Here is a 21,088-nt window from a genome sequence, read left to right on the forward strand (position 1 = left end):
ACCCTTTGAGTTTGAAAAGCGGTATTATGATAATTTAACCCTGTCAGGCATTGCTGCCTGACTCAAGTAGATCAGCCTCCGATAAAGTCGGGGCGGTTCACAGTGCCGTTTGACTACATTGCAAAGACAGATATTACTGTTGCTAAAATTAATTTTTTCATAAATAAAACCCTTCCATAAGAATTTCTAGAGAAGGCGAATTATCTTCTACACTAGAAACTCTATATTTGTTCAATAAGAACACATATTATATATGTAAACTTTAGTCTTGAACGTTGAATAAGCATTTTTATGCAGTCTCTCATATTCAAGTTATTGAAAATTAACTAAAATTTAGGTAATGCAAATTGTTTGTTGTCGTATTGAACTAGCATTAAATTCTCATACTCGTCACATGGCTTGATATCTACATCTGATAGCGTTCTTATACTGATGAGGAATCGATGAAAATACCTAATACCATAATTGATCCACTGAATCTTTTCCTTATCGCTTAACGGCCTGATTAACATAGCTAGTGCTATAAATCGCTTCTCAAATTTTTGCCGATCCTTATCTCCAACTATTCTATAAGCTGGCTTAATTGGTATTTGCTTAGATGCCCGTTTACAAACGAGATTAAACTGGCTATGATTGTTTAAATATTGAACAAAAGAAATCATAGCCGTTATATGTCCCTTATTCTTGATCAAGTACCTATCTATTTGAGCTTGTGACGGCTTTTGGCAGCCTTGTAAGCCATAGTGGTGGTATAAACTAATTATGGGTTGAAAGACCGTTCTAACAGAACTTGGCTTACTCTGACGACGCTTCTGTCTTTGATTCAAAAAAAGTAAGTATTCTTGCAGTATGCTTGGTGGATCACCATCAAAGGCGACGAACATTTCTTGGATAGCTGCTTGTGAAATAATAATTTGCTCTGTTGTATCATCGACAAAGATTTGACGAGTTTTTAAAAGCCATCCAAGTACAGGCATATTTTTTTGGACAAAGTGATTATCAAAGGTGTGAGTTATAATCTTATAGGAGGGTATCTTGCCCCATTGTAAGTCGCATTCTTTGAAAAACTCATCAAACCTGTATGCAGGGGCAACGAAGTTTCTTTTGCCCGTCCGACTACGAAGAAATTTACTAAAATCAGTGTAGCTTTGGAATATACTATGACTTAGTTGCTCTTCTAGCTCTCTTGTTGGGTTTTGATTTATCATATATTTTCAACTTCTCAATTCGTAATTGCATTCTTTCCCAAGAATTATTAACTGCCCTTGCTGACTTAGGTTTAGCAGATATCCTGTTTGCTTTAATTTGACGCTTTACAGCTGAAGGAAGCTCATTGTAGATAGGTAAAAAGGCTTTTGGTATGATAGGTCGCTTACCCAACCTAAAGCTATTTTGCGTTAAATTATTTTTCTTACAAGCTAATAGCCAGTCATCAAATTTTATTTTGAGCATCTGGTTGGCGTAGGCGATAAGCATTACTCTTTCCTCGTAGGATAAGTAATCAAACTTTAGCCCCGTTCTAGTTTTGCTTAGCCTAAGACCATCGATACCACATATACCAAGGGTTTCTACTAAATTTTTATAGATTAATTCTTTTTCTAAAGTACTCTTTCTTATGAGGTTGATGAAAAATAATGTCAGCTCAAACCAGTCACCAGAAGTTATTGAATGTCCAAAAACTATTGCTTGATTAGCGCTCAATACTTGTTCAGCCTTCAGTTGAAACTCATAAGCATCTGTACATAAAAGTTGATTTACTGCTTCAGCGCTTAGCTTTTCTCGACAATGAGGACATCTATTGATAAATCGGTGATTCGCTTTGATCAAATGTGGTTGATACGGCAATCCGCAGCTAGAACACGAACTTTGTAGTGAAATTAAGTGCTGTTCACAGTAAACAATCCAACTAAATCGCCACTTTAATCTCAAATACGCACTTTTGTCCTCTTGCATACATTGAGCGCAATATTGATGGCCTACCATCGTTTTAGAATGAAATTTGGGAATAGGTAACACCCAAGTAAGGCTAATATTTGGTCGATACTCTAATCCAATATCTTCATTGAACTGTATCAAGCTTCTATTATCAAAAAATTTAGTATCAGTTTGAGCAAGTACAGCCATATCTTGATGTATTTGCTTATTAATATGATTAAAGCCTTTATCAAAATCATGATGACGCAAATTGTATTTAGACCAGTGATAAAAAAGAATTGTAGAAAGGTCGCAGCCTTGATTTAAAGATACCCGTAGTAACCATGAGCTTATGCTTTCATCATCTAAAAGAGGCGTAGCAACGGGTAATGGTTTTACGCTAACCATTACCTGAGTCCTTCGGTTGAGCGAACATCTTTATTTTTAGTCAGAATGCCTTCGGTAATTTGTTCTGTGCCACTAAGAATGGCATCTTTGGCGCAAACTGACAGAAGCCTATGAATATTGCCTAAATTTCCTTTTGAAACGGCATGAATAAGGGCAGCAGTTTTGGGTTGATGCAATTCTGATGGATTCTTAAGCGGAAAAACACTTTCGAGTCGAAAAAGTAATTCTTGAAATCTTTTATCTAATTTCCAAAGAGGGACTTCTACGATATCGAATCGACTAGCGTGCTGAGGATCAGTGTGTAGTACACGTTTCGCATCCTGCGTTCCAATACCGACAATCGGTATCTGTAATTCATTGCATAATGTCTTCAAAGCATTCATTACCTGACGTTGCTGTCTTGGTGTACCTGTAAGTAATGAATGAAGCTCATCAACCATGATCATTTTGACTTGATACTCGCGGCATAAATGAAGTACTTGATAGAGCAATGAAGATGCTGAATCTTTCGTTCTATAGGGCATATGAAGTGCCTCTAGAATAGACATATAGAGGTCTTTTTCATTAGTGCTTGAAGGAGCATTTGCAAAAATAACAGGCTTGACTAAAATGCCATTCTCTTCGATTGGCATGCCATGTTTTCTAAAAAAACGATGAGCAATACTGGTTTTGCCGTTATTTGAATCACCGACTATTAAAAGGTTAGGCATTCTTAGTCTTTTTGGGAACCTCAAAAGTCCGTTTAGCTCTAAAATTATATTGTCTGCTACCTCATAATTGACCCAGCGAGCTTCGTTAATAAAATCTAATCGATCGTCATCAGAATATTCTACAAGATGACGGAAATCTTTATATACATGGAGGTAAGACGTTTTGTTATCAGTGATAATTTCATTCATTATTCAATATCTCCAAAATCAAAATCAGTCGTATCTAGAAGTAGACCATTTTGTTCAACGACACTCTTTTCAGGTTTTTTAGAAGCTTGTATTGATGGCTGTAAGTTTGTTTGAATATCATCACTGTTAGTCGGTTCTAGATCGCTGCTAGTATTGGCATTGTTTCTTTTACTCGCCATTATTGTTTTGGCTACGATAGTTTGACTTTTTGCATGTGTCTTTTGACGTTGCGCTTGTCTACGAGCAGACTTCGTTTTTTTAGAAGAATCTTCGATTAAGTCTCGCATCTCGGTTAAAGCTTCATAAATTTGATGTTCATTTATATACTCATTCCCTTTATCAGAAATCTGCTTACGAATCTGTTTATATTCCCACAGACTCATACTTGGTAGCTGCTGGTTAGCAAAGGGGATTGTAAAGTACTGGTGTAAACTTGGATCGTAGAACCAAATTTTACTAATGTCTCTTGGATCACGTCTGAATAAAAAGTGTTTCTTACTTCCATCTTTATTTTTGGCGTTAATAAAAATATTTAAGCAGGGGTCGTAATAGCGTAAGGAGTCTATAGTCACGCCAAAATGCTGGATGGTTCGCTCAAAACTTGGCATGAAGTCTAATAGTAAGGTTTTTGAGTCTTCTGGTAATGATGGTAAGCCTGTACCAATGCTTTCACCATCTCCATGAATACCTAGATACCATTTTTCCGTAGGACTTCGCCCTAAAGTGCTATGGATTCGCTTGTGATAAACCTTGGTTATAAAGGTAAGAAGCCAAACCTCAAATTCATCTAAGGTAAGTGTTGCTTCTTTTTCAGAGTCATAATTGTCTTTTTCCTTAATATTAGAAAATGTTGTACCGTTGATGCCATGAACCTCTTTCATAAACGTACCAATGAGACGTTCAATATGTCCACCAAACTGAGGTCTTGCTACTGGTCTAAATTCAAGGTTAATCCCATGAATTTCGCACGAACGAGCCAAGGTGTTTGATCGAAAGTCAGCACCATTATCAACGTGTATTTTTTGGGGATAGCCATACACTTGCCATTCTGTATGATCAATACCATGCTCAAGTAAAAGGCTTTCTTTTTGTAAGATACTTCTTGCGACACACATTGCAACTGAGGTTGCTGACGGTGGATCTAATGATAAATAATACCCCGTAATCATTCGGCTATAGACATCGATAGCTAGTGTCAAATATGGTCTACCAATGGATCTCCGGTGTTCGTTATCGACTAGCATCAAATCAACAGGTGTATGGTCTATTTGAATCACGCTCAATGGGTAATCTGCGTTAGGAAAAGAATGAGGCGTGGGTTTGAATTTTTTTCTAGCTTGCTCTATTTGGCCACGCTTTTTAAGCTGTTCATACTCTGAAATTTGATCAATGCGTAATTTAATAGCTTTTTTACTTGGTTTATCGATTTTCTCCATAGAGCAAAGTCGAAAAACTTCACGATAAGTCTGCTCTAAACTAGCCCTTTGCTTAGTCAAATAAAATGCTTTTATAGCTCTTTGAATAACATCGTCCTGAGCCTTGGTTAGACGTGAGTCACCTTCCTTCCAACCTCGCTTTTTCTCTACCAGTCCTGCAATAGAACCAACAGCCTGATACTGCTTAATCCAGCGGTATAATGAACGAATTGAAACATTAATCTCCTTTGAGCGTTTCATTATCAATTTTCGATGATTATGGCTATGCTCAGTATTGATAATAGGTTTGATCGCCTCAAACTTCGACTGTGCTTTTTGCCACTCTTCATCGCCAATAGCACTGATATCGACATTGATATGATCATTATTCTGATCTTTAATATTTGACAAACTTTGTATGTTAACAATACTGGTTTTACCCGTTTCAACACTACGAACTACGACCTCTGTACTCTCGTTTAAGTACTCGACTAGCTCATAGTGTTTATTATCAGACTTATTTAGATAGGTTTTTCCTTTACGCAAATCAATACGTCCACGCCTGATTTCAAATCTATCTAAACCCTCATCATCATGGTCAATCATGAAACCATACCCTTTCGTTGTTGGTGTTGACTCATTTATTGTATCTACATCGATACCTAGTTTTTGAAAATCATCTAAATGCCTGTCGAAGATAGATGAATCAGCTTCTATAATTCTACTATTATTCATAATCCACCCATACCTCTGTTAAGTCATTAATTTTAAGGAATAAATTGAATTTTAATCGTTTAGTAGCAAGTAAATGATAAATTACTCGTAATCCGTGATTTCGCAAGAAAGAGCCTATGTAAAAACGGGTTAATAGGTAATCTATGGTAGTTGTACCCATAAGCCTAACCTGCTTTAAAACCGCTTCCTTATCCTCTTCTTCGATTGCAGAGTTTTTGAACTTCATTAAGAGATTGATATTGTCTAAAGCTGTATTCTTGATACGACTCTCATCATAGATATGAAATACATAACCATTGTCTTTACAGTAGCGCTGCATCGTCTTCCACTTATCTGACCAGTCTCTCCAGTTCGCCTGCCATAGATCATGTGGTTTAACCTCAATAATCATATTTGGCTTACCAGAGCCTTCTACGAACTTGATAAAAAAGTCAGGGGTGTACTTATAAGTAATACCATTCTTGACGAAGGGTATAGTAATTGGTTGAGCAACTATATCCTCCACGTCTTCTCGAAAGGCATGAACTGTGATTAAATCGCGTTCTAAAGTTGATTCATAAGGTAATGATCTGCCTTTATATGGAATTCTTCCTGATACGCTCATTCTAGTCGGTTTTATTTTGCGCATTTGTCTCATAATAATTTGTCGCTTATTTAGCATTTATTAAATTTTATGACAGCTATTTGGTATATGTTTGTCATTTAATTGGTAGGTATTGGAATAGAAAAGAGGTGATATTGAAGGGTATTGTGCCAGTAATTTGGGATTATTACACATGTGGTTATGATGGCGATGGTTCGGGGCGCTGCCGTTGTAGTGCTCAGCAAATTAAGCGCTATCAAGACAAGCTATCAGGGCCGTTGCTTGATCGCATTGACTTGCATATCACTGTACCTGCTTTACCGATTGCAGATTTGCAAAATGCACGAGCGGGAGAAGCCTCCGAACAAGTACGCCACAGAGTCTCGAAGGCACACGACTGTCAGATACAGCGTCAGGGTAAAGTGAACAATGAGCTTAGCCCTAGCGAGATTGACAAATATATCCAACTAGGAGAGGGCGAACAGCAGCTATTACAGCTGGCTCAGCAGCGCCTAAATTTATCTGCTCGTGGCTATCATCGAGTGTTACGAGTAGCTCGCACTATCGCTGACCTTGCTGATAGCGACACTATCACCAGTGCTCATGTATCTGAGGCGCTGAGCTATCGTAGTAAGTGACTCTATTACCACAAGATAAGTCCCACATTCCCAAAAGATAAGCTCCACAAGGTAAGCCAAACGAAATGCGACTAACCTTGTGAAAATTTTTGGGATTATGCTTGTTTAAGCAGGTAGTCTTGTAGCGTTTTAAAGCTATCAAATGCTTCGGTCGGATTCAATTCACGGATGTCTTGTCCATAGTTGTAGCCGTAAGACAGTCCAAGCGTGTCTATATTGGCGTTTTGTCCGGCCAATATATCGTTTCTAGAATCACCAATCATCACGGCTTTTTCTGATGAGATATTCAACGTCTCACAGACATGCAATAGCGGCGCAGGTTCGGGCTTTTTGGTTGAGAGGCTATCACCGCCTAGCACTTCACTAAACAAATCCTGCCAACCAAAGGATTGTAATATTTTTGGGACAAAACGAATGGGTTTATTGGTGACTAACGCCAGTGTATAACCTGCATCCTTCAGTTTCTTCAGTCCGCTATCGACATCTGGGTAAGCGACAGTTTTGCTACCACTAAGATTTTTATAAGCTTCAAAAAATACCTGCTCTGCGTGATCAGCCTCTTCGGGCGTTAGCTCGCCTGCTAATACTTCTACCTTACCCACTAGCGCGCGCTCGACCAGTAATCTTGAGCCATTGCCTATCCAGTTGCGTATCGTTTCGATAGGATAAGTCTCTTTGCCCAGCGTGGTTAACATAGCGTTAGTCGCATCAGCCAAATCAGGCACACTATCGATGAGTGTTCCGTCGAAATCAAAAATTAACAGTTGCTTATCCATTATTCCTCGCTATTTGAAACAGTTATATTTGTTATGTGTGTGGTATATAGTCAAAGAAACATAAAACCGATATGATTGTATTATGGTGTTACTGGTACAAATTTTACTTGCTTGCTGTATTCACAGAGGCTGCGAAAAATTTATCCCAGCAGCACTGTAGCGATTTAAACATACTTTGACTATAGAGCTTTGCACTATACCTTAGCACAGCCATCTTTTAGGGTGAGAGAGTTCACTTTTTTAATTTTTTAATATGACAAACAGAGGTAACTACTCAACCTCTTTATAACGTTCACGATGCTCTTTTTTCATTCTGAGATACTTTTTGTTCTCACGACACTCGTCCCATTTTTGTTTAAATATACGGGCAGACTCTGCTTTGATAGGATCTTCGACTTGCCGTGGTAGCTCGTCACGTCCATGCGCACCGCTTTGACCTTTTTTATCATCAGGGACAGCGCCTTTATATTTTTTGCCACCTTTGTGGTTGGCATAGCGGCGAGCACGGGTATAGCCCATTTGGATGAATTTACGAGCCATATCAGCACCGATAAAATCATCATCAGCCAAATAATCTAAAAACATTTGATAAATAGTATCGCTACTCTCGGTTGCGATATCAGGAGTAGCAAAGCGCCAGTGCGGTAGTATTTCCGATTTGTATGGCTCAACCAGTAACACGCCTTGCTCACCGCGTCCGACACGATACAATTCAGGCTGTGCGCGCAGATCTAAATGTTTATAATCCAAGTCGTAATCAAACTCTCGCATAATATCACCTGTTCAGCATATCGATATTTAGTATACTGAACCGAGTTGTTGAAAAAATAGCTTAAAAATGTTGTTCAGCTGTGACCATCAGGAAACCAATCATGAATAAAATATCTATCGCTTATTCGATTCTCATAAAGTCATTAAAAAATGTACTTATGATATCGACAGTACTGATGGGCCTACTAACCACTAATGCGGCCTATAGTGCGTGGTTCGAAAAACTGATTCCTGAAGGAGAGACGTACACCGTAAGCGAGATAGATCGTGATCAAGCATTTGTGATTGATGATTTTATTTATAATGCTCGTACGTCTTGTTTTTTAGCAGTGGGTGATCGGGTGGTATTTTTTGAAGGGCGTCATGGTATTGATTACCGTGCGACGGTTTATAGCTTAGATTCAAATGAGCGATGTGAGTTGTTATTAAACAAGCACGTGTAAAGGTGGTTTAAAATATCCTTAGGTATAAAATCCAAACATAAAAAAAGCCCCAAACACAATGTCTGGGGCTTTTTAGAATTCTTAAACGAATGGTGGCTCGAGGCAGGTTCGAACTGCCGACACACGGATTTTCAATCCGTTGCTCTACCGACTGAGCTATCGAGCCGTCTTCGTTGAGGCGCTATTAAACTAAATATAAGCGCTACTGTCAAGTAGTTTTTGCATTATATCTGATAAAAGACGATAAATAGTCAGATATGGGCAAAATTAACCGTATCAGCGCTCGATTCAGTCTTTTACCCGTAGTAGCTCATACTCGCTCATAATACGATGAATGTCAGTATCTGCAGGGACAAACTCACGTACTCCTTTCTTTACTTCGGCATCATAGACCATTTTAATAAACTTGGCATCAATGGCACGGCCACGGTTTTGCGCATGCACCGTTAAATACTGCAAGCGCTTAGCATTGGTCTGTCCATCATCAAAACAGGCGACCGCAGCGATCGGCTTATCATTGAACATACCGACATAGAGATACTGCCCACGCTTAAACCCTTGCTCAATGAGACTGAGTACCTCTGTGCCGCTAGGCTGAGTGTCTTCGCTGTCATACAAAGCGTGCAGGCGTTCTGCTAGCTCGTTTTCGCGGGCAGGTTTTTTAATCAGTGGTGCATCCAAGCTATTGATAGCGATCGCTTCTAAGGGCATGGTGGAGTCCTATAATTGTATATAGCATGACATCATAGCACTGTCATCGCCTATGATTAATAAAACTAAAGTCACTATTTTAGCAGAATGACGTAAATTTGTGCGTGGTTTACGGCTTGGACATAGCAGTAAATGTTAGGGTTTGCTATGATGAAGGTAGACAACGCCTAAGGCGTGTAGACAATAATATTGTTCGTATCATACGTAACCATTGATAGATTTTTTTGTTATTCACTTATTTAAAGACTGGGCCGTATTATCGTCCTATTTTATTGACCGCTTTTCACTGATAAAAAACTGATAGAGAGTAGCCATGACAGCCAACGCAACTGAGCAAAATGCACCAAAAAATGCAAACTTACACGGCCGCCCCGAGCGCATCGCGACCGTTGAGCGTATCACTGCCGAAACGCAAATCACTTGTACCGTCAATCTTGATGGGACTGGTCAAGGCACGGTAGACACTGGTGTACCATTTTTGGATCATATGATTGATCAAATCAAGCGTCATGGTTTGTTTGACTTAGAGATTAAATGTAACGGCGATACTTTTATCGATGATCACCATAGTGTAGAAGACACTGGTATTACGCTTGGACAAGCGTTTAATAAAGCATTGGGTGACAAAAAAGGCATCCGTCGTTATGGGCATTTTTATGCGCCACTCGATGAGTCATTAACCCGTGCGGTTGTTGATCTGTCAGGTCGTCCTGGCCTGCACATGGATATCCCTTTTACTCGCTCGCATGTGGGTAAATTTGATGTTGATCTGTTTAGCGAATTTTTCTATGGCTTCGTCAACCACTCGTGGATGACTGTGCATTTGGACAATTTGAAGGGCAAAAACAGCCATCACCAAATCGAGTCTACCTTTAAAGCATTTGCTCGCGCCCTGCGTATGGCTTGCGAATATGATGAGCGTGCGCTAAACACCTTGCCATCGACCAAAGAGGCGTTTTAATGGCTAAAGTAATCAAAGTAGCACTATTAGATTATGGTATGGGCAATTTGCATTCCGCCAGTAAAGCACTGTCAGTGGTCGGGGCAGACGTCTCTATCACCAACGACCCAAAAGTCGTCGCTGCAGCAGACAAAATCGTTTTCCCTGGTGTCGGTGCCATGCGTGACTGTATCGCTGGCATGCATGAGGCAGGAATTGATGAAGTCATACGCGACGCTGTATTTAACAAACCTGTCATGGCCATCTGTGTGGGCATGCAGGCACTGTTTGCGCAGTCTGCTGAAAATGGCGGTACCGACTGTCTTGGCATCTTAAAGGGCACGGTAGAGGCATTTGACCCGACGTGGACAGATCAGCAAGGTGCAACGATAAAAGTACCGCATATGGGCTGGAATACCATCAGTGGTATGGATTTTGATCATCCATTATGGACTGGTATCGAAGACAAGGCGCATTTTTACTTTGTCCATAGTTATTACTGCGAGCCTGCCGATCGCTCACAAGTGGCTGCGGTATGTGACTATGGTCAGCCGTTTTGTGCCAGTGTTATCCAAGATAACTTATTTGCAACGCAGTTCCATCCAGAAAAGAGCCACACTGCTGGCTTGCAGCTGTTAAAGAACTTCGTCGAGTGGGATGTGTAAATTCGGATGTGTCCTAAATCTGAATCATAAGGGTTAAATAAGCTAAAAATAGCCAAATCGTTACCAAACTGCATCAAGCAACTTGTTAATATCTCGATATTATCTGTAATGACTTTTTCATTTGGCTGCCATTTGTCTCCTTTTTCAAAATGACTTCTTTTTTAAAGTGACTTTTTTTAAAGTGAGGACACGCCCTAGATATTTGATTTGGCAGTCGAGTGGGTTATGTTTTATCCTCGCGCAAGAGAGTTTGCATGGTCGCAAGCTCTTTTTTGTGTTTAGTTGTTTGCTACTGGTTTATATTTGGAATATATCGTGGATTTTACCGCCTTTAAAATGAGTATTATCGAAGCGACAGGGCTGGCAAAAGATGCCTTGCATATCTATGTCGGTGTCGGTGTGTATTTGCTGTGTCTAGTGCTACTGCGACCTATCATCAAAAGCCAAGGTATTCGAGCGTTTGTCGCTTTGATTGTCATGACTTGTATTGCGCTGTTGGGTGAATATCTGGACAATCGAGAAACGATTGAATCGCTAGGTCTAACGGGTTTAAACCGTAAACAGATTGTCGCGAGTATTCGTGATCTGATTAATACTTGCATGCTGTCCTATGTGCTGTATGGCTTAAACAAATGGACGAAGATATTTCGTTCGTCTAACTCCTCAAGTAAACTATTAAAGCAGCGCTAACACGCCGAAGCAATTTTCTGTCAAATGCTAATAAAGTGAACTTAAGTGGGATTTTTATGGTATAAGGTTCATAAAATACATAGCAGTCCATATCATGCCTTCATTTAAAATACCTACTCATATTTTTTCTTCTATCGTTCTATGTCTAATGACATTTAGCTATCATTCAGCAGTGGCAAATCAAGACGTCATCATCGACCTCAATAAACCCATATCGGCAGCACTTTTGGCACAATACAATCGTGATGGTATCGAGATTGACTATGATGATACGATTGTATTGAAGCAAGTCTACGTGACGGCAAAAGATGGAGCAATCGCACGTCAGTTACCAAGCGGCGCTGCTCGAAAGGTGAAAAGCTATATCTTTGGTGAGAAACTAGACGTCATTGAAGACAATAAAGAGTGGTACGGTATCAAAGCGGTGGTACATAGGGAATATGAAGATGATGAGGGTCGACACGTCTCTGCTAATCAAGATGAGAAAGTCTATATCAAAAAAAGTGATGTTGGTACCTTTGATAAGGTGGTATTGACTGCTGAAGACTTAAACATACTAGCGTATCTATCCGTCGGCGAAGATTACGAGTCTTTTGAAGATGGGAAAGCACTTAACGACTACCTGAAAATAGAGCTGATTGATAAGGCTTTTTTTGAGAAAAAACGTCCACTTGCCGTTGATATTTTATCAAAAGATGAAAGTATTAAAAAGAGAAATGGGGTGATATCCATTCCAACTGCTGGCAAGGTAGTAACGTTCACTGATAAGAATGTAGATAATGATGGGTATCAGATTTTTGAGTACGTAGGTCAGATTGCCCCGTTAAATCAGTATTTGGTCAGTGGAGGTTACTGGGAAAGCGGTGACTATAAGATGATTGATAAAAATTCGGGTGAGACGACGCAGACGTTTATAGATTATCCTCATATCTCGCCCAATAAAAAATATATCATCTCAGCCTATACCAACCCATATGAGCAATACACCGATCTAGAGCTGTATAGAATTAAGGGAACAGACATCATCCCGATTATGAGTGCAGGATTTATGCATTGGATGCCTATGGAGGAGCCAAAAGACATATTTTGGGCAAGAGACGGCTATTTATATTTAGCGGTTACTCATAGCGCCGCCTTCTGGAAAGAAAACGGCAACTTTAATGATCTTAATGATACTTTTCAATATATTAGGATAAAGGTAAATCTATAATTGTTAGGCTAAATACTAGCGAGTAGCATCGTAAATGCGCTCAAAGTTGTTTTCAGTAAACTCAAAACAGAAGTATCCACTATCCTCATCACGATAAGCAGAGATATCTCCCTCTATACAGAATTCGTTAGAATCTTTAGAAAAACTTAGTTTTTTATAATTAACTAAGTATCTAAAAGGATAAACTATTTGAGTTTCTGGGTTTATAACAACTAAATAACCAAAGTTATCTTTCGGAAACACTAAAATTTTATTTTTATCAAAATTGATAGTCTTGTCAGCATTTTCATAAGATATTTGATTATATTCGTCGCAGAAGTCTTCTACAGCATAGTCATATCGGCATTCCTCATTGCCATGAATCAAAACTTTATAGTTGGCGCTATCGGAATGTACAGAGCTACAGCCAGACATTAGAAGTAAGACTATAGCTGATATAAATCTCATTTAATGATTCCTAAAGTAATGTGATGGCGGTAACTGGCGTAAAGACTTTCGAATACTTTTATACTAGGTTTGATTGCAACTCTCAGCTCACTTGCAAAGCCTATTTTGTATCATACAATTCACGCACCACTTCACCAATCGCTTTGATACCATCAGTCAGCGTCTGCTCGTCAGCCGCGATACTCATGCGAACACACTCATGTGCGTGCTGATAATCGCTGACATCGACACCAGGGAAAAAATACTGACTTGGCACAATAAGCGTGCCTTTTTCTTTGAGACGTTCGTATAGCTCAAGCGTACTAATCGGTAAGTCTTTAAACCACAACCATAAGAAAATCGCGCCTTCAGGCTTATGAATCATCAGTGGGTAATCACCCAATGCTTCTTTTAACAGCTTCACAGCTAGGTTCGCTTGCTGTTGATAAAACGGTTTGATATCGTCATCTGATAATTGCTTGATACGGTCGTCTTTTACTAGTGGTGTGGCAATCGCTGCACCAAAACGCGTCGGCGCTAGATTGACCACGGCATTCATCGAGCTAACGGCAGCGATGACTTCAGGAGCCGCAACGATGATACCCGTACGCATACCAGGCAGGCCAATCTTAGAGAGGCTAAAGCATAGAATCGTATTGTCGTCCCACGTTAGATTGACATCAGAGTAGATGATGTTAGGGAAGGGCATGCCGTAAGCGTTATCGATGATAAGCGGTATGTCATAACGTTTGGCAATCTCGGCCAGATGCGCCATTTCGTCATCGGTCAGCACGTTGCCAGTTGGGTTGGTCGGGCGTGAGCAGCAAATCGCACCGATACGACCTTCCTGTAGTGCTGGCAAGTTCTCTAATGCGTCAAAGTCCACACGATATTTAAAGAAGCCGTCCTCGCCATCATGAGTCACTTCATCGATATGTGGCAGTACGGCCGTGAAATGCTGACCTTCGACATGCACGTCGCTATAGCCGATATACTCAGGGGTCAATGGCAGTAGAATGGACTTGTCGATAGATTCGCTTGTTTTATCTTGATTGCTTTCATCAGCGAAAGCGCCGCCAAACAGATTAAACAGATAGAAAAACGCATTCTGTGAGCCATTGGTCAGGGCGATGTTTTCTGAGGTGAGGTTCCAATCATAATGACGGTTAAAGAAGCCAACCAAGGCTTCGATAAAGGCGGCATCCCCTTGCGGATTAGAGTAGTTTGCCATGCTGATAATCGCGCTACTATTGGGCACGCCTGCGTCATTGTCATTACCAAGCGCTTTATAAGTCTCTAGGAATAGCTCGTTGACGGCATCAATTTTGGCAGGGTTACCACCGCCCAGCATATTGACTGGCTGATCGCTTTTTAGCGCGTCGCCTAGATCGTCCATCAATTGTGAGATGCCAGTAGGCTGGGTAAATTTTTGACCGAACTTTGAGAATTTCATAAGACTACCATGCTGTTTTGGAGGATGTTGTAATAAGGAATTTGATTGATAAAAGTTAGGCTAGTATAGCAAATGAGGGCTAGGTAATCCCCCCAATAAATAAGCAAACTGCATGGCTGATATTGGTTTATATGCTGATACGTTGAACGAATCAAAAAACGCCCTCTAAATGAATAGAAGGCGTTTTGGGTTTGTGAGGCTAAGAAAATTTCTAGTAGGGGTGTTTAGAAAAGGAGTAAATAACTAGTCAATAAATTTTATTTATTGAGTAAGGTGCTAGTTTAATATTAGTTGTTCCGAAGCAAGAAAAAGGAATTATTTATTTAAAATAGTAGTATCTTCCAAAGCTTCTAGTTATTCAAGAATATTCTAAATCGGCAAAAGCAAGATCTTTAACTACATTAGGCATATATCCTGTAAGAGCTGGTTGGTTATCTAAGCCTAATAAGTTATAGATTTGGCCCCCTATACCAGGAACAACTTCACCTTCCTTATTTTTTCTATCGTCTATAGCGAAACAAATAAACTCAAATTTACTAGAAATTTCCTTTGGAAAAGCGTCCTTTAATTTTTGTTCAGATTTTTCATGAGCTACAGGTGACAGAATATATATTTTATTAATCTTATTAATTTTGTCTAACATCTCAATAAGGTTAGTACGAACCACACAGCTACCTGACATAACAGATTTAACGATTATAACATTATCTATATCTTCATAGTTTGGTTCAATAAAGCTATGAAGAATTGGTGCTACGCTAGTTTGGCTAGGTAACTGGTAATGATGATTCCAAAATACAGCGAGTTTAGTATTTACCTTATTGCTTTTCAATGTAGCTGATACGCCATACTGGAGATAATCAGCATCTTCGGCAGTTGAAACTACAATAGCCTCAGTACTTTTATGTTTTATAAAATCAGGTAAAATAGCTTCAGCTAGGAGTCTACCTAACTCTTTCATAGCTGACTGATATAATTTAGGCACATCTGAGCTTTCCAAAAGACAGTTAAGTTGCTTTTGTGCTTCAGGTGTAGCAATAGAGGTGTAAATTCTACTCATTTTATCTCTCCCATATTGGAGGATTCTAGAGATTTCATAATATTATAACCAGTAACCGACAGCATCAAGCTCACTAATTCTTGAATATTTGTAGTGCTCTTCATTACGGATTCAGGAATTTCTCTTAGAAACTGTGCACTACATGTTACCTTCATTCCGTTTACATCAAGGATCAACTTGTCATAGTTTAAACTATACACAACACAATGTGAATATTTTGTCAATATTTGTTGTACCCAATTAGGAATTTTAGCAGTGTGGGTACGAAATTTTATGAAAGGATTTGGGTTCGCATCAGACTCTGCTTGCTTGAAAATATCTTTAATAGTTTTATGCTTTCCAGCCTGCAAAACGCCATTTATTAAGATAGCAGCATAATCACACTCAGAACTAGAAGGACGTTCGATAAGTTTGGCAATATATTGATACAAATCAGTATTGCGAACTAGGTCATATATGTTTGGGTAAAACTCAAAGTATTCACAAGTATCATTATTCTTTAAATCAATAGGGATTCTCTCTTGGTTCTCTGAGGCATGTTTTTTGCTCGAAACTAATAAGCAGTTCTCCGTGGTGTCAACCTTAAAAAGATTAGCATCAATACTTCTTTGTTTTCGGAAACGATTGCTAATCTCATCTGTCCACTTAGCCGCATCTCCAGACGAATTTTTAGCTTGAAAATTGTACTTTGTACTTATCTCATAGTCAATATGACAAATATCATCTACAAAACCAATGACTTGAGAATCAACGATTTGATTAGCACAACTATGAGGGTACTTATTGGCTATTTCAAAAGTTTTATAAAGCAAGAATTGGTTTTCGTAGTCTCTGCCTTTTTGATTGTTATTTCCGCCTTTACTGATGTTTTTTAGATTCTTAGAGCTTTCTTGGCCGAAGTTCTTGTGTACAAAATCTATAACTTCCTCTTTACTCGGTATATCCATAAAAACCCTATTCGCTAGAAATATTTTGGTATGTCAATATATATGATGGCTATTCTACTAGCAAGTGTTGAGTAACATAAGGTCGGTCTATTTGTTTAGGTCTTGAAATTAAAGGTTAAATTATAAAAAGACTTAGAATTTTCACTAAACCATCGCCCTTACCCGCGCCATAATTCCGCGCCCAATCACCAATCTCACATATATAATAGCAATGGCAAACAGCAAGGCAACTAACGCAATGCCGCCAAGTCCTAAGTTTGCCCACGGCACACTAAAGCGTAGATTGAACCACTGAGTAACCGCTAGCCAAGCACCGCCAGTGGCGATAATCACCGCAAATGTCGCCGCACTAATCCCAAGCACACCCAGCTCTAAGATATTGAGCATATACAAGTCACGCTTTTGCATACCCAGTAGTCTAAACGACGCACTCTCTTTCATACGATCTTGTGACGTAGAGAGTAGCGAGCTGATGAGCACCATGATGCCCGTCAGCAAGGCGAGCAAAGTAAAGATATACACCAAGCGGCTCATCTGCGCGACCAACCCTTGGACTTGCTCCGCGATAATCGTACCGTCGATACTGGTCACAGCGGGGAATTCGCGTACCAGCTCACCTTGCAGATCAGGGATATCATCGGCAGAGACATGCGCCGTCGCAAATTGGATTTGCGGTGCGCTAGCCAGTATTTCAGGCTCAAACAAGAAGTAGAAAAATGGACTCGGGCCACGCTCGAAACGCGAGCGAATACTGGTAATCTCTCCGACCAACTCGATACCTTGAATATTGAAGCTGATTTGATCACCCATGCCGACATTTAGCATCTCGGCTGCCGTGTCCAAAATAGACAGCGGCTGCACTTGCGAAATCGCAGAGGCACTCGCATCCTGATTTTCAATGGGAGTATAAAGCGCATCGTCAGTCAGCGACTCAGTAATGAACTCTGTGTCCATGATCGTATCGGAATAACTTAAATTGAACACGCGAGTCGGGTCGTCTTCGCCTTCAGGCGCGTCGATATCTTTGGGTTCGACACCGTTAGCCGTGCCAATACGTGCTCGAATCACTGGATAATAAGTGACAGGCTCTTTGATAATACTGTCTATCTTGTCGTGCTGATCGGTCTGTACATCCAATAAAAATAGATTTGGCGCATCTTCAGGATACGCATTGATAAACTGCTCATTGATACTATGGTTAATCGACGTGATAAGGGTCAATACCGCAACGGATAATGACAATGTCACAAAGAACAACGCTGACTGATTGCCTTTACGCGCTAGATTATGAATCGCAATACGCTGCATCCAGCTGATTTTTTTGCCAGTGGCGATGCGCGCCAGCAGCTTGAGCCAACCACGTGCCAGTGCCCAAAATACCGCAATGAATACAATCAACCCAACCAGTATCTGCGCGCCCAATGCTAAAGATTGCACTTCGTAAGCAAGGAAGGCGTAGAGGCCGATGAGTAGTAATCCATAGCGTAAGAATGGTATCCGCTGCTGCCAAGACAGGCGTTTTGATGATTGATCAGACGCTTGATTTAGCAATACCGCAGGCTTTGTACCACCAAGCGCGCGCAGACTACGCTGGGTAATCAGTAGCGTCATGACAAGGGCGATGACGATGGTTTTGAAGATACTAATCGGATTAATAGCCAGTCCCAGATCTGCTGGCAGTATGGCCGTCAGATACGGTTGACCAATTTTGAGCAGTACAAGGCTCAGCGACACGGCAGCGACGCAGGCCAAGGCTGCCATGATTAATAGCAGCCAATAATAGCTACGTTTAATCGAACGATTGGTCTCACCTAGCGCCATGCGTATGGCATCGTTAGATTGCTGCTTGGACACAAACGCAGTAATCACTCCATACATGGCAACCGCAGACAATAAGAGAACAGCAATGACTAGCAATTTTAGGAACATCAATACATTGTCAGAGATGCGTGAGACAGATGTCTCCTCTGAGGTAGAGTCAGACAGCTCAATCTCAGGATAATTGACCAGCATCTGTGTCAGCTGTTCACGCTGAGTGGCGATCGCTTCAGGCGTACCTGCCATCTCGATTTGATAACTGACTCGGCTGCGCTGCCCCATGAGATTGGTCGATTCTAATGCGTCTTGCTGCATCATGACACGACCACCGAAGCCAAAGGCGGTCAGCGGGCGATCTGGTTCTCTAATCAACTCATCACTAATGGTGAATTTTCCCTCACCAATAGTGATGCTGTCACCGATATCGACGTTTAGGCTTCTCAGCACTTCCGGCGCGACGACCACGCTATCGGTACTCAGCTGCTCGGAGAGTGGCTTGCCCGACGCCAGCTCGACGTTACCATATAGAGGATAAGCAGCCGTGACGCCTTTAATACGAGCCAACAGCGTTTGGTCTGCTGCGACCAACATGGCGTTGAATTGATAATCATAAACCGTTTGGCTATCAGGCAATGTCTGGACTTGTGCCAAGACTTCCTCAGGCCATGCTTGGTTGCTTTCTAGTATTAAATCACCACCGACGAGCGCCAGCTGATTGTCATTGACATAGGTATTTACTGACTGTTGGATAGAGTCCAACGTCAGATAAGTGGCAAGCGATAGCATCAACGTGAGTAAGAATAGCAGCGGATATACCCAGCGTCGCCACCAGCTGCGAGACAAAGCCTGTGCACCTAACGTACGAGTACTGAAAGGGTTGCTACTTTTGTCTTGCGTCAGAGCGTCGGTGTTGCCATTGGTATCTATAGAAGGCTTATCCATTAGCAGCTGATCCATCTATGATGCCATCATGCATCGTAATGACGCGGTCTGCCATCTCAGCCAGTGCAGGGTCATGGGTCACGACCACCAATGCCGAACCGACTTGCTGTCGTAAATCTAACAATAGCTGCATGACTTGATCGGCGTTTTGCTCATCCAAGTTACCCGTAGGTTCATCAGCGAATACGATTTTTGGATGCGATACCAGTGCTCGGGCGACAGCAGTACGTTGCTGCTCACCGCCAGATAATTGGTTGGGTAAACTGTCTCGTCTGTGACCGAGGCCAACAGCGTCGATTAATTCATCGACTCGTGCAGGGTTTGGCTGCCGTGCGATATCTAGCGGAAAGGCAATATTTTCAGCTACTGTCAAGGTTGGCAATAGGTGAAATGACTGGAACACAAAGCCCATATCACGCTGACGGATAGCCGCTAGGGCATCTTCATCAAGGCTACTGAGCATTTGACCTGCCAGCTCGACAGTGCCATTGTCTGGGTAATCTAATGCTGCTAATAGTCCTAATAAGGTCGATTTACCAGAGCCAGACTTACCCATGATGACCACAAACTCGCCTGCATTGATATAAACGTTTACGTCTTTAATGATGGATAATGTTTGTTCACCGACTTGCACAGTTTTGTTTAAATGCGAGGCGGTCAATAAGGCTTTTTCTGTCGTGCTAGGCGGTGCTTTGTCAGCAGAACGTGATGATGTCATTGCATGGTCTCAGTTGGCGCGTTAGTAGTGGTTGACGCTGTTGCATCAGCGGTATTGCTGGCTTGCAGCTTTTTAAGCTCAGGCTTTAAAATAGGTAAGATATTGTCATTGACGATAATCGTGTAGCCATCTTTGGTCGGGTGAATGGCATCTGCTTGGTTGAGATCAGGATCACCGCCCACGCCTTCTAAAAAGAAAGGAATAAGAGGGACATCCATATCCTCTGCCACACGAGGGTAGATGTCTGAAAACGCAGAAACATAGTCATTACCTAGATTGTCATAGATCGACATACCGCCCAAGATTACCTCACTGCCATTGTCTTGCAGACGCTTAACCGCAGTACGGATGTTCTCCTCAATGGTCGCTACATCTAGGCCACGCATGGCATCATTGGCACCAATCGTCAAGATAGTAATATCAGGTTCGGTCTGTGCTACCCAATCCAGTCTATTGACCAAGCCAGTGCTGGTTTCACCACTCAAGCCTGAGTTGATGACCTTGGCATTGGTATAGCCGAGCTCTTTTAGGCTGGCTTCTAACTGCGCAGGGTAGTTGGCGTCACCATCGACTCCTAGCCCTTCAGTCAGTGAGTCACCAAGCGCTAATATCGTCAGTGGCGAGGTGAACTGTTGTCCGTCTGTAGACTCAGCCGCTACTTGATTGTTATTGGTTTGAGCATTAGCGGTTGACGCCTCAGTGTTTTCTGAATCAGGGCTTTGTGAACCCGTGTTGTTTGAATCAGCACTTTGTACATCAGTGCTTTGCGAGCTGGTATTTTGCGCATCGGTAGCGTCAGTTGGCTCGGAGCTGTTTTGGCAACCAGCGATGACTAACGCTATGGTTAGCGTTGCCATTGCTGGCAGATGTCGAGAAAAACGAGAAGGTAGATTCATAATAGTTATTCTGTCTTATATGTAATTTAA

At 41.1% G+C, this 21,088-nt stretch carries 20 protein-coding genes, 1 tRNA gene and 1 pseudogene; 6 read left to right on the plus strand and 16 right to left on the minus strand.

Features of this window, described 5'->3' with window-relative positions; translation table 11 throughout:
- Nucleotides 1-326: 326 nt before the first annotated feature.
- From ACT3SX_RS02550 to ACT3SX_RS02570, 5 genes are read right to left on the minus strand one after another with little or no spacing between them, the layout of a single operon-like run.
- Nucleotides 327-1,208, minus strand: coding sequence for a hypothetical protein (locus ACT3SX_RS02550; protein ID WP_192523540.1), 882 nt, complete (start codon nt 1,206-1,208; stop codon nt 327-329).
- Nucleotides 1,159-2,322 carry a TniQ family protein gene (locus ACT3SX_RS02555; protein ID WP_192523539.1) on the minus strand — a complete coding sequence of 388 codons (1,164 nt, stop codon included), beginning with the start codon at nt 2,320-2,322 and terminating at the stop codon, nt 1,159-1,161. The genes ACT3SX_RS02550 and ACT3SX_RS02555 overlap by 50 nt, the downstream gene beginning before the upstream one ends.
- The gene (locus ACT3SX_RS02560; protein ID WP_442067283.1) at nt 2,322-3,221 is read right to left on the minus strand and encodes a TniB family NTP-binding protein; all 900 of its coding nucleotides are present in this window, start codon (nt 3,219-3,221) and stop codon (nt 2,322-2,324) included. The genes ACT3SX_RS02555 and ACT3SX_RS02560 overlap by 1 nt, the downstream gene beginning before the upstream one ends.
- On the minus strand, nt 3,221-5,371 hold the full coding sequence (locus ACT3SX_RS02565; RefSeq protein ID WP_192523537.1) for a Mu transposase C-terminal domain-containing protein: 2,151 nt from the start codon (nt 5,369-5,371) through the stop codon (nt 3,221-3,223). The genes ACT3SX_RS02560 and ACT3SX_RS02565 overlap by 1 nt, the downstream gene beginning before the upstream one ends.
- On the minus strand, nt 5,364-6,008 hold the full coding sequence (locus ACT3SX_RS02570) for a TnsA endonuclease N-terminal domain-containing protein (RefSeq protein ID WP_225736915.1): 645 nt from the start codon (nt 6,006-6,008) through the stop codon (nt 5,364-5,366). The genes ACT3SX_RS02565 and ACT3SX_RS02570 overlap by 8 nt, the downstream gene beginning before the upstream one ends.
- Before the next feature lie 140 nt (nt 6,009-6,148).
- On the opposite strand from ACT3SX_RS02570, the pseudogene ACT3SX_RS02575 reads away from it, so the two are divergent.
- Nucleotides 6,149-6,592, plus strand: a pseudogene (locus tag ACT3SX_RS02575) (ATP-binding protein); the annotation flags it as partial.
- A 95-nt stretch (nt 6,593-6,687) separates the two neighbouring features.
- Here ACT3SX_RS02575 and ACT3SX_RS02580 read toward each other — a convergent pair.
- Nucleotides 6,688-7,368 carry a phosphoglycolate phosphatase gene (locus tag ACT3SX_RS02580; RefSeq protein WP_442063499.1) on the minus strand — a complete coding sequence of 227 codons (681 nt, stop codon included), beginning with the start codon at nt 7,366-7,368 and terminating at the stop codon, nt 6,688-6,690.
- 270 nt (nt 7,369-7,638) lie between these two features.
- Nucleotides 7,639-8,139: a DUF4385 domain-containing protein gene (locus ACT3SX_RS02585; protein WP_442061849.1), complete on the minus strand. Its 501-nt coding sequence runs from the start codon at nt 8,137-8,139 to the stop codon at nt 7,639-7,641.
- Between the two features lie 101 nt (nt 8,140-8,240).
- Between ACT3SX_RS02585 and ACT3SX_RS02590 the strand changes: the two genes are divergently transcribed.
- Nucleotides 8,241-8,582 (plus strand): hypothetical protein, encoded by a 342-nt coding sequence (locus ACT3SX_RS02590; RefSeq protein WP_442061852.1) that lies wholly within the window; start codon nt 8,241-8,243, stop codon nt 8,580-8,582.
- A 90-nt stretch (nt 8,583-8,672) separates the two neighbouring features.
- Here ACT3SX_RS02590 and ACT3SX_RS02595 read toward each other — a convergent pair.
- Nucleotides 8,673-8,748 (minus strand) — tRNA-Phe (locus tag ACT3SX_RS02595).
- Between the two features lie 122 nt (nt 8,749-8,870).
- Nucleotides 8,871-9,293, minus strand: a complete 423-nt coding sequence (locus ACT3SX_RS02600; RefSeq protein WP_442061854.1) for a hypothetical protein — start codon at nt 9,291-9,293, stop codon at nt 8,871-8,873.
- Between the two features lie 313 nt (nt 9,294-9,606).
- On the opposite strand from ACT3SX_RS02600, the gene hisB reads away from it, so the two are divergent.
- From hisB to ACT3SX_RS02620, 4 genes are all read left to right on the plus strand, one after another.
- Nucleotides 9,607-10,254 carry an imidazoleglycerol-phosphate dehydratase HisB gene (gene hisB / locus ACT3SX_RS02605; RefSeq protein WP_192991942.1) on the plus strand — a complete coding sequence of 216 codons (648 nt, stop codon included), beginning with the start codon at nt 9,607-9,609 and terminating at the stop codon, nt 10,252-10,254.
- Complete coding sequence (hisH, locus tag ACT3SX_RS02610) at nt 10,254-10,898, plus strand: imidazole glycerol phosphate synthase subunit HisH (RefSeq protein ID WP_192991941.1); 645 nt, start codon at nt 10,254-10,256, stop codon at nt 10,896-10,898. Before hisB ends, hisH begins: the two co-directional genes overlap by 1 nt.
- Before the next feature lie 315 nt (nt 10,899-11,213).
- Nucleotides 11,214-11,588, plus strand: coding sequence for a hypothetical protein (locus ACT3SX_RS02615; RefSeq protein WP_192991940.1), 375 nt, complete (start codon nt 11,214-11,216; stop codon nt 11,586-11,588).
- Between the two features lie 94 nt (nt 11,589-11,682).
- Nucleotides 11,683-12,798: an SH3 domain-containing protein gene (locus ACT3SX_RS02620; RefSeq protein WP_192991939.1), complete on the plus strand. Its 1,116-nt coding sequence runs from the start codon at nt 11,683-11,685 to the stop codon at nt 12,796-12,798.
- Nucleotides 12,799-12,813: 15 nt separating this feature from the next.
- On the opposite strand, the gene ACT3SX_RS02625 is transcribed toward ACT3SX_RS02620, so the two are convergent.
- The 7 genes from ACT3SX_RS02625 to ACT3SX_RS02655 form a co-directional block, all read right to left on the minus strand.
- Entirely contained in the window at nt 12,814-13,245 is a 432-nt protein-coding gene (locus ACT3SX_RS02625; RefSeq protein WP_192991938.1) for a hypothetical protein, read from the minus strand.
- A 100-nt stretch (nt 13,246-13,345) separates the two neighbouring features.
- A complete protein-coding gene (locus ACT3SX_RS02630) occupies nt 13,346-14,677 on the minus strand; it encodes a valine--pyruvate transaminase (protein WP_442061856.1) in 1,332 nt (443 codons plus the stop codon).
- Nucleotides 14,678-15,035: 358 nt separating this feature from the next.
- On the minus strand, nt 15,036-15,737 hold the full coding sequence (locus tag ACT3SX_RS02635; protein ID WP_192991936.1) for a hypothetical protein: 702 nt from the start codon (nt 15,735-15,737) through the stop codon (nt 15,036-15,038).
- Nucleotides 15,734-16,684: a hypothetical protein gene (locus ACT3SX_RS02640; RefSeq protein WP_192991935.1), complete on the minus strand. Its 951-nt coding sequence runs from the start codon at nt 16,682-16,684 to the stop codon at nt 15,734-15,736. The genes ACT3SX_RS02635 and ACT3SX_RS02640 overlap by 4 nt, the downstream gene beginning before the upstream one ends.
- A 144-nt stretch (nt 16,685-16,828) precedes the next feature.
- Nucleotides 16,829-19,444 carry an ABC transporter permease gene (locus ACT3SX_RS02645; RefSeq protein WP_226945071.1) on the minus strand — a complete coding sequence of 872 codons (2,616 nt, stop codon included), beginning with the start codon at nt 19,442-19,444 and terminating at the stop codon, nt 16,829-16,831.
- Nucleotides 19,437-20,162: an ABC transporter ATP-binding protein gene (locus ACT3SX_RS02650; protein WP_192991934.1), complete on the minus strand. Its 726-nt coding sequence runs from the start codon at nt 20,160-20,162 to the stop codon at nt 19,437-19,439. Before ACT3SX_RS02650 ends, ACT3SX_RS02645 begins: the two co-directional genes overlap by 8 nt.
- A complete protein-coding gene (locus ACT3SX_RS02655) occupies nt 20,159-21,058 on the minus strand; it encodes a GDSL-type esterase/lipase family protein (protein WP_442061859.1) in 900 nt (299 codons plus the stop codon). Before ACT3SX_RS02655 ends, ACT3SX_RS02650 begins: the two co-directional genes overlap by 4 nt.
- Nucleotides 21,059-21,088 lie beyond the last annotated feature (30 nt).

The organism is Psychrobacter sp. AOP31-B2-9 (assembly GCF_052378005.1).
Taxonomy (GTDB): domain Bacteria; phylum Pseudomonadota; class Gammaproteobacteria; order Pseudomonadales; family Moraxellaceae; genus Psychrobacter.

Excerpts from the sequence above, each read along its gene's own strand:
- ACT3SX_RS02645 (WP_226945071.1), bottom strand. The coding sequence starts at position 19,444 with ATGGATAAGCCTTCTATAGATACCAATGGCAACACCGACGCTCTGACG.
- ACT3SX_RS02570 (WP_225736915.1), bottom strand. The coding sequence starts at position 6,008 with ATGAGACAAATGCGCAAAATAAAACCGACTAGAATGAGCGTATCAGGA.
- ACT3SX_RS02655 (WP_442061859.1), bottom strand. The coding sequence starts at position 21,058 with ATGAATCTACCTTCTCGTTTTTCTCGACATCTGCCAGCAATGGCAACG.
- ACT3SX_RS02650 (WP_192991934.1), bottom strand. The coding sequence starts at position 20,162 with ATGACATCATCACGTTCTGCTGACAAAGCACCGCCTAGCACGACAGAA.
- ACT3SX_RS02630 (WP_442061856.1), bottom strand. The coding sequence starts at position 14,677 with ATGAAATTCTCAAAGTTCGGTCAAAAATTTACCCAGCCTACTGGCATC.
- ACT3SX_RS02555 (WP_192523539.1), bottom strand. The coding sequence starts at position 2,322 with ATGGTTAGCGTAAAACCATTACCCGTTGCTACGCCTCTTTTAGATGAT.
- ACT3SX_RS02635 (WP_192991936.1), bottom strand. The coding sequence starts at position 15,737 with ATGAGTAGAATTTACACCTCTATTGCTACACCTGAAGCACAAAAGCAA.
- hisB (WP_192991942.1), top strand. The coding sequence starts at position 9,607 with ATGACAGCCAACGCAACTGAGCAAAATGCACCAAAAAATGCAAACTTA.
- ACT3SX_RS02640 (WP_192991935.1), bottom strand. The coding sequence starts at position 16,684 with ATGGATATACCGAGTAAAGAGGAAGTTATAGATTTTGTACACAAGAAC.
- ACT3SX_RS02560 (WP_442067283.1), bottom strand. The coding sequence starts at position 3,221 with ATGAATGAAATTATCACTGATAACAAAACGTCTTACCTCCATGTATAT.
- ACT3SX_RS02600 (WP_442061854.1), bottom strand. The coding sequence starts at position 9,293 with ATGCCCTTAGAAGCGATCGCTATCAATAGCTTGGATGCACCACTGATT.
- ACT3SX_RS02550 (WP_192523540.1), bottom strand. The coding sequence starts at position 1,208 with ATGATAAATCAAAACCCAACAAGAGAGCTAGAAGAGCAACTAAGTCAT.
- ACT3SX_RS02625 (WP_192991938.1), bottom strand. The coding sequence starts at position 13,245 with ATGAGATTTATATCAGCTATAGTCTTACTTCTAATGTCTGGCTGTAGC.
- hisH (WP_192991941.1), top strand. The coding sequence starts at position 10,254 with ATGGCTAAAGTAATCAAAGTAGCACTATTAGATTATGGTATGGGCAAT.
- ACT3SX_RS02620 (WP_192991939.1), top strand. The coding sequence starts at position 11,683 with ATGCCTTCATTTAAAATACCTACTCATATTTTTTCTTCTATCGTTCTA.
- ACT3SX_RS02590 (WP_442061852.1), top strand. The coding sequence starts at position 8,241 with ATGAATAAAATATCTATCGCTTATTCGATTCTCATAAAGTCATTAAAA.
- ACT3SX_RS02565 (WP_192523537.1), bottom strand. The coding sequence starts at position 5,371 with ATGAATAATAGTAGAATTATAGAAGCTGATTCATCTATCTTCGACAGG.
- ACT3SX_RS02585 (WP_442061849.1), bottom strand. The coding sequence starts at position 8,139 with ATGCGAGAGTTTGATTACGACTTGGATTATAAACATTTAGATCTGCGC.
- ACT3SX_RS02580 (WP_442063499.1), bottom strand. The coding sequence starts at position 7,368 with ATGGATAAGCAACTGTTAATTTTTGATTTCGACGGAACACTCATCGAT.